Origin of the sequence: Pseudoflavonifractor phocaeensis, assembly GCF_016901955.1 — a bacterium.
GTDB lineage: Bacteria > Bacillota > Clostridia > Oscillospirales > Oscillospiraceae > Flavonifractor > Flavonifractor phocaeensis_A.
Genome location: NZ_JACJLC010000005.1, coordinates 19,202 through 31,786, shown reverse-complemented (window position 1 = coordinate 31,786; position 12,585 = coordinate 19,202). Strand labels below are relative to the sequence as shown.

10 protein-coding genes are annotated in these 12,585 nt (G+C 61.8%); 9 read left to right on the top strand and 1 reads right to left on the bottom strand.

Annotated elements, in window-relative coordinates:
- Window positions 1–45 precede the first annotated feature (45 nt).
- The 9 genes from rimM to H6B51_RS02145 all read left to right on the top strand — a co-directional run bounded on the left by rimM (window position 46) and on the right by H6B51_RS02145 (window position 11,876).
- Window positions 46–546 (top strand): ribosome maturation factor RimM, encoded by a 501-nt coding sequence (rimM, locus tag H6B51_RS02185; RefSeq protein ID WP_204882120.1) that lies wholly within the window; start codon window positions 46–48, stop codon window positions 544–546.
- Window positions 539–1,279: a tRNA (guanosine(37)-N1)-methyltransferase TrmD gene (gene trmD, locus H6B51_RS02180; protein WP_204882119.1), complete on the top strand. Its 741-nt coding sequence runs from the start codon at window positions 539–541 to the stop codon at window positions 1,277–1,279. The genes rimM and trmD overlap by 8 nt, the downstream gene beginning before the upstream one ends.
- 32 nt (window positions 1,280–1,311) lie before the next feature.
- Window positions 1,312–2,673, top strand: a complete 1,362-nt coding sequence (locus H6B51_RS02175; protein ID WP_204882118.1) for an alpha-amylase family glycosyl hydrolase — start codon at window positions 1,312–1,314, stop codon at window positions 2,671–2,673.
- A 114-nt stretch (window positions 2,674–2,787) separates the two neighbouring features.
- Window positions 2,788–3,624, top strand: a complete 837-nt coding sequence (locus tag H6B51_RS02170) for a DegV family protein (protein WP_204882117.1) — start codon at window positions 2,788–2,790, stop codon at window positions 3,622–3,624.
- Between the two features lie 639 nt (window positions 3,625–4,263).
- Window positions 4,264–6,495 (top strand): transglutaminase domain-containing protein, encoded by a 2,232-nt coding sequence (locus tag H6B51_RS02165; protein WP_204882116.1) that lies wholly within the window; start codon window positions 4,264–4,266, stop codon window positions 6,493–6,495.
- 192 nt (window positions 6,496–6,687) lie between these two features.
- Window positions 6,688–7,860: a GGDEF domain-containing protein gene (locus tag H6B51_RS02160; RefSeq protein ID WP_243421096.1), complete on the top strand. Its 1,173-nt coding sequence runs from the start codon at window positions 6,688–6,690 to the stop codon at window positions 7,858–7,860.
- Window positions 7,857–10,391, top strand: a complete 2,535-nt coding sequence (locus H6B51_RS02155) for a hybrid sensor histidine kinase/response regulator (RefSeq protein WP_204882114.1) — start codon at window positions 7,857–7,859, stop codon at window positions 10,389–10,391. The genes H6B51_RS02160 and H6B51_RS02155 overlap by 4 nt, the downstream gene beginning before the upstream one ends.
- Before the next feature lie 39 nt (window positions 10,392–10,430).
- Window positions 10,431–11,507 (top strand): HD-GYP domain-containing protein, encoded by a 1,077-nt coding sequence (locus tag H6B51_RS02150; RefSeq protein WP_204882113.1) that lies wholly within the window; start codon window positions 10,431–10,433, stop codon window positions 11,505–11,507.
- A 3-nt stretch (window positions 11,508–11,510) separates the two neighbouring features.
- The gene (locus H6B51_RS02145; RefSeq protein ID WP_204882112.1) at window positions 11,511–11,876 is read left to right on the top strand and encodes an Hpt domain-containing protein; all 366 of its coding nucleotides are present in this window, start codon (window positions 11,511–11,513) and stop codon (window positions 11,874–11,876) included.
- A 120-nt stretch (window positions 11,877–11,996) separates the two neighbouring features.
- Here the strand turns inward: H6B51_RS02145 and H6B51_RS02140 are convergent, their stop codons facing one another.
- Window positions 11,997–12,428: a MarR family winged helix-turn-helix transcriptional regulator gene (locus H6B51_RS02140; RefSeq protein WP_204882111.1), complete on the bottom strand. Its 432-nt coding sequence runs from the start codon at window positions 12,426–12,428 to the stop codon at window positions 11,997–11,999.
- Window positions 12,429–12,585: the final 157 nt, after the last annotated feature.

Genomic DNA, 12,585 nt, shown 5'->3' with positions numbered 1-12,585 from the left:
AAGGCCGCGATCTGTCGCGGCTGTTTTCCACAGGAGGTCAACCCTATGAAAAACCAATTTCTGGAGGCCGGTCAGATCGTCAACACCCACGGCATCCAGGGGGAGGTCAAGATCGTCCCCTGGTGCGATTCGCCGGAATTCCTCTGCCAGTTTGATACCCTCTATCTGGACGGCAAGCCGGTGCGGGTACGCTCCGCCCGGATCCACAAGGGCAACGTGCTGGCCTTTCTGGAGGGCGTCAGCGACGTAAACGCCGCCATGGCCGTCAAGGGCAAGACGGTGTTCATCGACCGCACCGGGGTGGAGCTGCCCGACGGCCGCCACTTCATCGCCGACCTGATGGGGCTGGAGGTCATCGACGACGCCACCGGCGAGAAGCTGGGCGTGGTGGCCGATGTGCTCACCCCTCCCGCCCACGAGGTGTATGTTGTCAAGGGGGCGCATGAATATATGATCCCCGCCGTGGACGAGTTTCTGGTGAAAACCGATGTGGAGGCGGGCTATATCCGGGTCCGGCTCATTGAGGGGATGCGCACCGATGTATGAGATCGACATTATGACCCTCTTTGATCTGACGGTGGGAGATATGATGAATGAGTCCATTCTGGGCCGGGCCCAGGAGCGGGACATCATCCGCATCGAGGCCCACCAGATCCGGGACTACACCCTGAACAAGCAGAAGCAGGTGGACGACTACCCCTACGGCGGCGGCCGGGGGGCGGTGATGCAGGCCGACCCCCTTTACCAGTGCTGGAAGCACATCACCGACACCTACGGCCCGGGCCACACCATCTACCTCTCCCCCGCCGGGGTCACCTTTACCGAGGCCCACGCCCGGCGGCTGCGGGACGACTACAACCACCTGATCCTGGTGTGCGGCCACTACGAGGGCATCGACGAGCGGTTTATCGAGGAGTGTGTGGACGAGGAGATCTCCATCGGGGACTTCGTGCTCACCGGCGGAGAGCTGGCCGCCATGGTGGTGGCCGACGCGGTGGCCCGGCTGGTGCCCGGGGTGCTCTCCGACCCCGAGTGCTTTGAGAATGAGAGCCACTGGAACGGCCTGCTGGAGTACCCCCAGTACTCCCGTCCCGAGGAGTGGCACGGCCGGAAGGTCCCCCCCATCCTCCGCTCCGGCGACCACAAGAACATCGCCCGCTGGCGGCGCAAGCAATCCATCCTCCGTACCCGTCAGCGGCGGCCCGACCTGTATGAAAAGCTGGACCTGTCCTCCAAGGAGGACCAGAAGCTGCTGCGGGAACTGGAAGAAGAAGCGTAAATCATCCTAAATTGAGACTGGAGGAGTCAACCATGAGCAATTGGGTCAATCAGTCCGTGTTCTACCACATCTACCCCCTGGGGTTCTGCGGGGCCCCGGAGTACAACCCCGGCGGCGACCCGGTTCCCCGGCTGGACAAGCTGAAGGACTGGATCCCTCACCTGAAGGAGCTGGGGATCAACGCCCTCTACCTGGGGCCGGTGTTCCAGTCGGTAAAGCACGGCTATGACACCACCGACTACTTCCAGATCGACCGGCGGCTGGGGGACAACCAATCCTTCGCCGCCCTGTGCGACGCCCTCCACGAAAACGGTATCCGTGTGGTGCTGGACGGGGTGTTCAACCACGTGGGCCGGGGGTTCTGGGCCTTCCGGGACGTGCAGGAGCACGGCCAGGCCTCCCCCTACTGCGGCTGGTTCCACGATCTGAACTTCGGCGGCCCCTCCCCCATGGGGGATCCCTTCTGGTACACCGCCTGGCAGGGCCACTACGAGCTGGTGAAGCTCAACCTGAAAAACCCGGAGGTGGTGCAGCACCTGCTGGACGCGGTGGCCATGTGGATGGATCGCTTCCACATCGACGGCCTGCGGCTGGACGCCGCCGACTGCGTGGACTTTGACTTCTTCCGCACCCTGAAAAACTTCGTCCGGGGCAAGGACCCCGACTTCTGGCTCATGGGAGAGATCATCCACGGGGACTATGCCCGGTGGGCCAACCCGGAGATGCTGGACAGTGTCACCAACTACGAGTGCTGGAAGGGCCTGTGGTCCTCCCACAACGACAAGAACTACTTTGAGATCGCCCACTCCCTCCACCGCCAGTGCGGCCCCGGGGGGATCTACCGGAACATCACCCTGTACAACTTCGCCGACAACCACGACGTGGACCGGCTGGCCTCCAAGCTGAAGGACCCGGACCACATTCAAAACCTGTACACCCTGCTGTACACCATGCCCGGGGTGCCCTCCATCTACTACGGCAGCGAGTGGGCTCTGAAGGGAGAGCGTACCAAATTCTCCGACGCCCCCCTGCGCCCCTGCCTGGACCTGGAGGAGATGGAAACGCTGGACCAGAGTCTGTGCGCTCACCTGTCCAAGCTGGCCGCTATCCGGGCCGCCTTCCCCGCCCTCCAGGAGGGTCAGTACGAAAATGTGCTCATCAAGAACCAGCAGCTGGTGTTCCGCCGGGCCACCGACAGTCAGCGGGTTTACGTGGTCCTCAACCTGGAGCCGGAGGAGGTCCACGTGGAGTTCAGGCACAACGAGCCGGTACTCCAGGACGTGCTGGGCGGCAACGCCATCTTCAACAACGACGGCGGCCGTGTCTGGCTGCCGGTGCCCCCCTGCTCCGCCCGCATCCTGGTGGGGGCCCCTGACAAGTTTACCTGGGGCTGAGGCGCGCCAAATCCGGTCGGATATCCATTTTTCCCTTTACTTTTTCCCCCTGCCGTGATACAATGGCTACATTCTTTGATGTAGTTTTCAAAATCATATGCGAGGATATTTGCCATGAGCTTCAAGATCATTGTTGACAGCTGCTGTGACCTGACCCACGCCCAGCTGGCGGAGGGATGCTTTGTCAAGGTGCCCCTGACCATCCGGGTGGGGGACGTCTCCATCGTGGACGACGCCTCCTTTGACCAGGCCGGACTGCTGGAGAAGATGAAAGCCTCCCCCTCCGCTCCCCAGTCCGCTTGTCCCTCCCCCGCCCAGTATATGGAGGCCTTTGACTGCGGCGCGGAGGACATCTATGTGGTCACCCTGTCGGCCATGCTCTCCGGTTCCCACAACGCCGCCGCCCAGGGCCGCAGCCTGTATCTGGAGGATCACCCCGACGCCCGTATCCACATCTTCAACTCCTGCTCCGCCTCCTCCGGGGAGGTGCTGGTGGCCCTGAAGCTCCAGGAGCTGGCCCGGGCGGGCAAGGATTTTGACACGGTGGTGAAGGAGACCTCCCAGTATATCAGCCAGATGAACACCCTCTTCGTCCTGGAAAACCTGGACAACCTGCGGAAAAACGGCCGGCTCACCCGGACCCAAGCCCTGGTCACCAGCACCCTGCGCATCAAGCTGCTCATGGGCTCCACCCCCGAGGGGGAGATCTGCAAGCGGGGCCAGGCCATGTCCATTCGCCAGGCCCTGATGAAAATGGCCGCCCTGATGGCCCAGGACCCCCGGCACGTGGGCAAGCGGCTGTGCGTGGTCCACTGCAACTGCCTGGACCGGGCCTTCCTGCTGAAGGAGCTGGTGCGCAAAAAGTGCAAGTTCGCCGAGGTCCTCTTCGGCGAGACCGGCGGCATCTCCACCGTCTACGCCAACGACGGCGGGGTCATCGCGGCCTACTGAGCCCATCCGGGCGGTGAAATCCAAGCATTTTTCAAGGGGATCTGCGGGGCTGCTGCGATATTTCGCAGCAGCCCCGTTTCGCGTTCCCGGGCGGGCGGGGACAGAGCCCCGCCCCTACAGGCGTAACAACCGTTCCGTAGGGGCCTGTTGCAACATAACGCAGCAGGCCCCAATTTTGTCATCCTGAGCGCCAGCGAAGGATCTTCCCTTCCGGTTTGTCCACCACAGAAAGATTCTTCGCCCCCTTGGGGCTCAGAATGACAGCCATATTCTATTTTGCAACAGGCCCGGCGTCCCGTTTCCCGCCCCATACCGGCGGCCGCCATGTATGGCGGCCCTACGGACCGGCCTCAACCGCCTTTGTAGGGGCGGCCTGCGGCCGCCCGCCGCTCCGTTTTCCACCCCGTACCGGCGGGCGATTGATAATCGCCCCTACGGGCAAATCGGTGCGCTTTCGTAGGGGCGCACATCGTGCGCCCGGCGTCCCGTTTCCCGCCCCGCAACGAAGGGCCCGCCGCAGAATGAACTGCGGCGTGCCCGGTTTTTTGGTTCCGCTCTGGCGGATCCTTTCGAAATTTGATACAATGTAGCTGGCATAAACTGAATACCCCCCTCCCGCCACAGAAAGGAAGGATCTGTATGAAACGGAGAACGCTGTCCGCCCTGCTGACCCTGTTCCTGCTGCTCTCCCTCCTCCCTGCCGCCGCCGCCCAGACCGGCGGGTACGGCCTGGTCATCTCAGTGGACGTCTGGCAGACTCCCGCCAAGCTGGGGGTGCTGATGGAAGGCGATCAGGGCATTGTGTGGGCGGACTACACCGGCGCCCTGGAGCGCTACGCCGCCGGCACCATCGTCCGGGAGACCCAGGCCGGCGTGGTCTCCCCCGCCGACCCGGCCCCCGCCGGCATCACGGTGGACTGCCCGGGGGTCCAGCTCAACTTCCCCAGCGACACCATCCGCATCCCGGCGGGCCTTACCCTCACCTTCAACTCCCCGGTGGGGTTCCTGGACGACGGCGGGAATCTGGAGGTGGCGGGCCATCTGGTGCTCAACGACCACATCCAGGCCACCGCCCTGACGGTGCTCCCCGGGGGCCGGCTGACGGTGAACGCCCCCCTCCAGGGCCACTACATCCCCATCTTCCCGGGCACCACCTACTCCGGACGGCTGGAGCTGAGGGAGGGGGCCGTGGTGGACGGGTCCTATCTGGTGGGGCTGGTCCCCCAGACGGGCACTTACTACTACGATATGATCGACGGCTGGTGGTACCGGGAGCTCACCCCCCAGGAGCAGGAGGCCGCCCGGGACCCCCAGCTGGTCATTGACCGCAACAGCGTGGCGCTGGACAGCGCCGCCGCCCGCCTCCACTATCTGGCGCCCGTCTACCGGCCCCTGCAGGACCGGCCGGAGGACTATGCCTACGACGACCCCCGGATCATCAGCACCGCCTCGGAGATCACCGCCGGGCTCACCGGGGAGCGGGACAAGGCCCTGGCCATCTACCAGTGGGTGGCGGAGAACGTGTGGTATGACTACGACTATTACCACTACCTGCTGCTGAAGCTGTTCCCCGGCTCTTACGACGATCAGTGGTCCATGGAGGAGCTGGAGCAATACGCCGGCGGCTTCACCACCTCCCCCGTGGAGATCCTGGAGGGGAGGCACACCATCTGCGACGGCTACACCCGCCTGACCTGCGATCTGCTGCGGGCAGCGGGCATCCCCGCCCGCATGGTCAGCAACGACCAGCAGCCGGACCACGCCTGGACCGAGGCCTATGTGGACGGAGCCTGGCTGACCATGGACACCACCTTTGCCAGCCAGAATCTCTGGGAACACGGGGCAAAATATACCACAGGCCCCTGCAGGATGGACTATTTTGATTTTGCGGCCGGTATGGACGCTACCCATATCCCCGGCCTGGAGGGCTCCTACCTGCCCGTTGCCGGCTGCACTGTGGACAGCGGCCTGCTCACCGAGGGCGGGCTCTGGGGAGACGCCGCCCTGCCCAGCACGGCGGCAGGCGTCGGACCCCGGGCCCTGTCCGGCTGCGCCGCCCTGGAGCGTCTGGTGGTGCCAGAGGGGGTCACCGTCATCCGGGAGCAGGCCTTTCTCAACTGCACCGCCCTGGAGGAGGTGGTCCTCCCCCAGTCCCTGCTGGAGCTGGACCTGACCGCCTTTGAGGGCTGCACCGCCCTGGAGCGGGTGATCGTACCGGAGGAGGTGGCCGTAATGGAAGGCGCCCCGCCCCAGGGGCTCACCCTGGTCAGCGCCAGCCCGTATGTGGAGGCCTACGCCAAACAGTGGAGCATCCCCTTCCTGCCCCTGTCTGAGCCCTCCGCCTGGGCTGCCGGGGAGGTGGCCTCCGCCCTGGACGCCGGGCTGATCCCCGCCGCCCTCCAGGGCGCCTACACCAGCCCCGCCGCCCGGGGCCAGGTGGCGGCGCTGGTGGTCCGGCTGCTGGAGCGGTGCTCCGGCCGGGAGGTGGAGGAACTTCTGGCGGAGCTGGGCGCCCAGGTGGATCGGGACGCCTTTACGGACACCGCCGACCCCGACGCCCTGGCCGCCAACGCCCTGGGCATCCTGAAGGGCGGGGGCGGGGGCCGCTTTGACCCCGCCGGCTCCCTCACCCGCAGCCAGATGGCCGCCATCCTCACCCGGACGGCGGAGGTGCTGGGGGTGGACACTACCGGCTGCGCCCACAGCTTCACCGACATGGCCGGCCACTGGGCGGAGCCCGAGGTGGGCTGGCCCGTTCAGGCCGGGATCCTCAACGGCGTGGGCGGGGGCCGCTTCGACCCGGAGGGGGTGCTGACCGCCGAGCAGGCCGCGGTCATCGCCTGGCGGGCCTTTCAGGCTTTGGCACCTTGAAATTCCGGATTTTTTCGGGAGAAGCCGTTGCTTTTGTCACTGCGAATTGATACAATGATTTTGTACTTTCTGGATAGAAATGGCTTCCCCGAGATCCTGGCAAAAAGAGGTGGTATCCCCTTGCCAAACCCCGTCGTTGCATCTGGCGTTATCAATCTGCCGGCTGTTCTGGTGGCAAATGGCGTGGGAATCATGCTGATGCTGATCCTCATGTTCAGTGGCCGCAAGCGTGTCCGGGCCGTATCTCTGGACAGCAAGATCTTCCACTGGATGTGTCGTCTGTGTATGCTGTTGTGCATCCTGGAGAGCCTGTCCTTCTGGGTGGACGGAAAGCAATCCTTGTACGCCCGGCCCTTCAACATCTTCATCAATGTGGTTCTCTATCTTCTGGACACATTGTTCGCCTATTTATGGGTCTGCTACGTGGACTACAAGCTGTTTGAAGATACCGATCGGATCCGCAAATACTATGTAAAGTGGGCTATCCCGGCCTTTGCCGCCTGCTTCATGAGCCTGATCAACCTGTTCACTCCAGTTTTTTTCGGCGTCACTTCTGAAAATGTCTATTACCGCACCCCCCACTACCTGGTGGCCTACGCCGTGACCTACGCCTACCTCACCTTTGGGGCCATCATGGTCCTTCGTTTCCGGAAACGGGTGGAAAAATATCTGTTCATGCCCATGGTGCTCTTCCTGGTACCCGTTTTTCTGGGCAGCCTGATCCAGTTCTTCCATTACGGTCTGGCTTTGGTGTGGGTGTCCAGCGCCATCGGCCTCACCTCCCTCTATGTCAGCCTTCAAAATGAGGAGTCCTACCTGGACAGCCTGACCACCCTGTACAACCGGAGCTACCTGTTTCACTACATGGACTACCTGGCCAAGCAGGCGGAAAAGGGCCACAAGTGTACCGGCATTATGTTGGACATCAACGAATTCAAGTATATTAACGACACCTTTGGCCACGCCGAAGGGGACGCTGTGCTCCAGGCCACGGGAAAGCTGCTGCTGCGGGCAGTGAACCAGCAGGGCATCGTGGCCCGTTATGGCGGGGACGAGTTCGTGATCCTGCTCATCGACGCCACGGATCTTACCATCCAGGCCATCCAGCGGGACATCCAGGCCGGCCTGGACCTGTTCAACGCCTCCTCCGGGCTATCCTTCCAGATCTCCATGTCCATCGGCCTTACCCAGCTCCGTTCCCTGGATGTGGACGGCTTCTTCCGCGCCATGGATCAGAATATGTATGAGAAGAAGCGGCTTTTCTATGAGCAGAAGAAGCAAGATGACAGTTGTCCGGCCCACAGATATCTTTCGGAGGAAGGTCAGGCTTCCCCGGACATTGGATTGGGAGTACGTCATTCATGAAGCACAAAAAATTGTCCCCCCGCCGCGGTACCGGGCGCACCGTATTGAGCATCCTGGTGATGATGGTTGTGGCCCTGCTGCTGATTTTCAGTGTGCAGTTGGTACGCACCAAGATGCTGCAAAACGCCCAGAATCTGGGCGATGCGCTGGCACAGAGCTATGCGGTGGAAGAGGAGCTCAACCTGAAATCCCTGACCAACAGCGCCATACTGGCCAGCCAGTATGTCAACGAGCTGACCAGCAGCGGCAGCAGCACCGAGGATATTCAACAGTGGCTAAGCGGTTACTTTGGGAAGTTGAGTGATACCATTGGCGACGGACTGGTAGATCCCTATGCCGTGATCGGGGGGGAATTCGTAGCCGCCAATCCCTGGGAGGGAGACGAAGATTACCGCTATCAGGATACCCTGTGGTATCAGCAGGCCCTGGAAGCCAATGGGCAGGCGGTCTGCGGAGACGTATATTCCGACGTCATCACGGGAAATCTGATTTTTACCATATCCATCTCCCTGGAGCGTGATGGGGATGTTTTTGCCATGGATGTGTTCCTCCAAAACAAAAACACCCAGAATACCGCCAGCACCCTGCCGGAGGGCAGCTCTTACTATCTGTGCGACCACGACGGCACTCTGCTGACCAGCATCTCCGCTTACGAGACAGACCCCCAGACCCTCCAGCAATTTGCCGATTACCTGATGGAGCGCATCAGGGACGGCACTCTGTCCTCCTATGACGCCACCTTTACCGGGGTAGCCGGTGACACCAGAGGCGCCTACTATCAGGAACTGAGCAACGGCTGGACGGTCATCCTGACCATCCCCATCAACACCATTCTCATGGGGGATCAGAACACGGTGTTCCTCCTGCTGACCGGGATATCCATCTTTCTCTTTATCACCCTTTCCTTTCTCATCATCCGGGACTGGCTGCAAAACCGCCGGATGAAGCGGGCGGACGACACCACTCATATGCTCGGCGACTCCTTCTACGCCATCTTCCGGGTCAATTTCCGGGACGGCGTCTATGAGGGCATCAAGATCAGCGACGACATGCAGAAAGTGCTGCCCCCCTCCGGAGACTATACCCTGATCATGAATTCCATCTGCGCCCTGGTCAAGTCCAGCACCTATCAGGAGTTCCAGCAGAGCTTCTCTCTGGAGAGCATCCGCCAGCGGGTGGAGCTGGGTGTGGCCGATTTCGGCGGCGACTTTCAGCGTCGATTCGACGGGGTATACCGTTGGGTAAACATCCGCACCCTATATGACCCCGAAGTGGCCCCGGATGAGGTGATCCTGTGCTTCCGGGACGTGGACGCCGAAAAGCGGCAGGAGCTCCAGCATACCATCATCCTCCAGGAGGCCCTGGAGGCCGCCAAGAAGGGCACCCGGGCCAAGTCCGATTTTTTCAGCCGCATGTCCCACGACATGCGCACCCCCCTCAACGCCATTATTGGCTGCTGTCAGCTGGCAAAGAAGAGCTGCGCCCAGGGAGATCTGGACCAGGTTGGCAGCAGTCTCAAAAAGATCGAATTTGCCGGAGACCAGCTGCTGGGCCTCATCAACGATATCCTGGAGCTTTCCCGGGCGGAGGCCGGCCGGAGCACCGTGGAGGCGAAGCCCTTCGACCTCCGGACGCTGCTGAACAACACCGTGGAGATCTTCCAGGTCCGGGCCACCGACGAAAACAAGGAGCTGGTCACCAGTCTGGACCTGGAGCAGACCATGGTGCTGGGCGACCAGCAAAAGCTGAGCCAGATCCTGAACAACCTGCTGTCCAACGCCATCAAGTACACCAATCCCGGAGACACCATCCGGCTGGAGGTCAAGCAATTCGCCTTCCAGAAATTCAACAAATATCAGATCATCGTGGAGGACACCGGGGTAGGTATGTCGGAAACCTTCCTGGAACATTTGTTTGAACCCTATTCCCGGGAAACCTCCTTTTCCCCTCACTCCACCGTGGGCACCGGCCTTGGTATGCCCATTGTCAAAAGTCTGGTGCAGCAGCTCAGCGGCGAAATCTCAGTGGAGAGCACCCTGGGCGTGGGGAGTAAATTTACTGTCACTATCCCCCTGCCGTCCTCTGAGGAGACAGCAGAGCACCCCTCCACCCCCCGGCAGGCCCCCTTTGACTGGACCGGCCGGCAGATCCTGGTGGCCGAGGACAACGATCTCAACCGGGAGATCCTCACCGAGCTGCTGGAGGAGCTGGGCGTCCGGGTGCTGGCTGCCACCGAAGGCATGGACGCGGTACGGGTGTTCGCCGCCACCAAGCCCTATTCGGTGGACGTCATTCTGATGGATATGCAGATGCCCGAGATGGACGGCTGCCAGGCGGCCACCGCCATCCGGGGACTGGACCGGGAGGACGCGGGCTGGGTACCCATCATCGCAGTGACCGCCAATGCTTTCGCGGAGGATATCGACAAAACCACCAAGGCGGGTATGAACGCTCACGTGTCCAAGCCTATTGACTTCACTCTGCTGGCTCAGACCATTCAGAAATGCGTGGCCGAGCGGGATGCCCATTGACGCCGGATTTCCAGCAGTACCACAAAGGGAGGCTTTACATTGAATGGTCCTGAGTGCGAAGCGATTCTCATTGTAGACGATGATGAGATCAACCGTGTCATCCTGTCCAACATCTTTCAGACAGACTATCAGATCCTGGAGGCGGAAAACGGTCGCGCGGGTCTGGAAATGGTGACCCGTCTGCGGGACCGGATCTGCGCCCTGTTGCTGGATGTGGTCATGCCTGAGATGGACGGCATGGAGGTCCTGCGGCAGATGCACCAACAGGGTTTGACCCAGGAGATCCCCGTATTCATGGTCACCGCCGATCCGGGGGCGTCCACCATTCGGGACGCATACCAGCACGGGGTCATGGACGTGATCAGCAAGCCGGTAGTGCCCTATGTGGTCCGGCGGCGGGTGGATTCGGTGGTGGAGCTCTTCCGGGCCCGCCGGATGCTGGGCGCCGAGGTGGAGCGGCAGCGGGACCAGCTTATGCTCCAGACCCAGCAGTTGGCCGAGATGGGCGTGGGGATGGTGGAGGCCCTGGCCACCGCCATCGAATTCCGCAGCGATGAGTCCGGAGAGCACGTGCGGCGCATTCGGGACATCACCACCTACCTGTTGAGCGAGACCCCCCTGGGGGAGGGCCTCACCGAGGACGAGATCCAGCTCATCGGGGTGGCCGCCATCACCCACGACGTGGGCAAAATCTCTATCCCTGACGCCATCCTCAACAAAAAGGGCAAGCTCACCCCGGAGGAATTTGAGATCATGAAGAGCCACACCGTCAAGGGGGCCCAGCTTTTGTCCAGCATCCCCCAGATGCGGGGCCACTCCGCCTATCACTATGCCTACGATGTGGCCCTCCACCACCACGAGCGTTGGGATGGCCGGGGCTATCCCGACGGCCTGGTGGGGGATCAAACTCCTATCTGGACCCAGATCGTCTCCCTGGCCGACGTTTACGACGCCCTGGTCAGCAAACGCTGTTACAAGGATCCCTTCCCCAACCACGTGGCCTTGGAGATGATCCTGGACGGCCAGTGCGGCGTCTTTAACCCCCGGCTGCTGGAATATTTCGTCCGGGCCGAGCCAGTGCTTGCCCAACTCTATCAATCCACCCGAGGTGCATGAACGATGGATGAACGAAAACGATCCCGATTGGAAGAAGCGGGCGTCAACGTGGAGGACGTTCTGGCCCGGTTCATGAACAACGAGGCCCTGATGCTGAAGTTCCTCCTCCGGTTCCCCCAGGATCCCAACTTTGCGCTTCTTCAGGAGGCCATGGCCAGGCAGGACCTCCAGGGGGCCTACAATGCCGCCCACACCCTGAAGGGGGTGGCGGGTAATCTGTCCATGACCGGACTGATGGCCGCTGTCAGCGCCGTGGTGGAGGACCTGCGGGGGGGCGATCTGGCCGCCGCGGCGGACAAGCTCCCCGCTCTGACGGAGCAGTATCACAAAACCGTCGCCGCGGTGACGGAAGCCGCCCAAATACCCTGAACCCCTCTTTCCTTCCAAATGCGTGATAAGGGCCTGTTGCGGAAGCTTCCGCAACAGGCCCTGTGTTTGTCCTCCTGAGCGCCAGCAAAGGATCTCTCCGCCGTACCAGTTCCGCCTTGCTCATTGCAGCACCTCCATATTTGTCATAGCCTGACACAGCCGGTACAGCCCGTCCTCCAGCCGCATCCTCTCTTCCCTGCTAAATCCGGCGAGCACCTCGTCCCCCATCTGCTCCAGCGTGCGCCGCACCAGCCTTTGCCTGTCCCGCCCCTGCTCGGTCAGATACACGTGAAAGGAACGCCGGTCCTCCGGCTGGACCCGCCGCTGGATCAGCCCCTTCTCCTCCATCCGGTTCAGCAGGCCGGTGAGGGTAGCCGGATCGATCTGACACCCGGCGGCGATGTCCTTCTGCATACTGCCATCGTGGAGCCCCAGGTAGTCCAACACCTTGGGCTGCCCCGCGGTCAGGCCGGAATCGCTGAGCCCCGCCATGACCTTTCTCTGGAACAGCGCCGCCGAGGCCGCCAGGAGATAGTGAAAGGATGTGTCCATGGTTTTCCTCCGTTAATAGTTTATATACAAATAGTTTGTATACAAATACTTTAGCATAAAACCGATCCACCGTCAAGCGGCCACTCCGTCCTTGTCCATGCAAAGTCTTTTCATTCTCCCACGAGTATGCTATAATGTTACCCGCAAATCACACAGG

Coding starts and splice junctions, on each gene's coding strand:
- rimM (WP_204882120.1), top strand. CDS start 46: ATGAAAAACCAATTTCTGGAGGCCGGTCAGATCGTCAACACCCACGGC.
- H6B51_RS02155 (WP_204882114.1), top strand. CDS start 7,857: ATGAAGCACAAAAAATTGTCCCCCCGCCGCGGTACCGGGCGCACCGTA.
- H6B51_RS02145 (WP_204882112.1), top strand. CDS start 11,511: ATGGATGAACGAAAACGATCCCGATTGGAAGAAGCGGGCGTCAACGTG.
- H6B51_RS02165 (WP_204882116.1), top strand. CDS start 4,264: ATGAAACGGAGAACGCTGTCCGCCCTGCTGACCCTGTTCCTGCTGCTC.
- trmD (WP_204882119.1), top strand. CDS start 539: ATGTATGAGATCGACATTATGACCCTCTTTGATCTGACGGTGGGAGAT.
- H6B51_RS02140 (WP_204882111.1), bottom strand. CDS start 12,428: ATGGACACATCCTTTCACTATCTCCTGGCGGCCTCGGCGGCGCTGTTC.
- H6B51_RS02160 (WP_243421096.1), top strand. CDS start 6,688: ATGCTGATGCTGATCCTCATGTTCAGTGGCCGCAAGCGTGTCCGGGCC.
- H6B51_RS02175 (WP_204882118.1), top strand. CDS start 1,312: ATGAGCAATTGGGTCAATCAGTCCGTGTTCTACCACATCTACCCCCTG.
- H6B51_RS02170 (WP_204882117.1), top strand. CDS start 2,788: ATGAGCTTCAAGATCATTGTTGACAGCTGCTGTGACCTGACCCACGCC.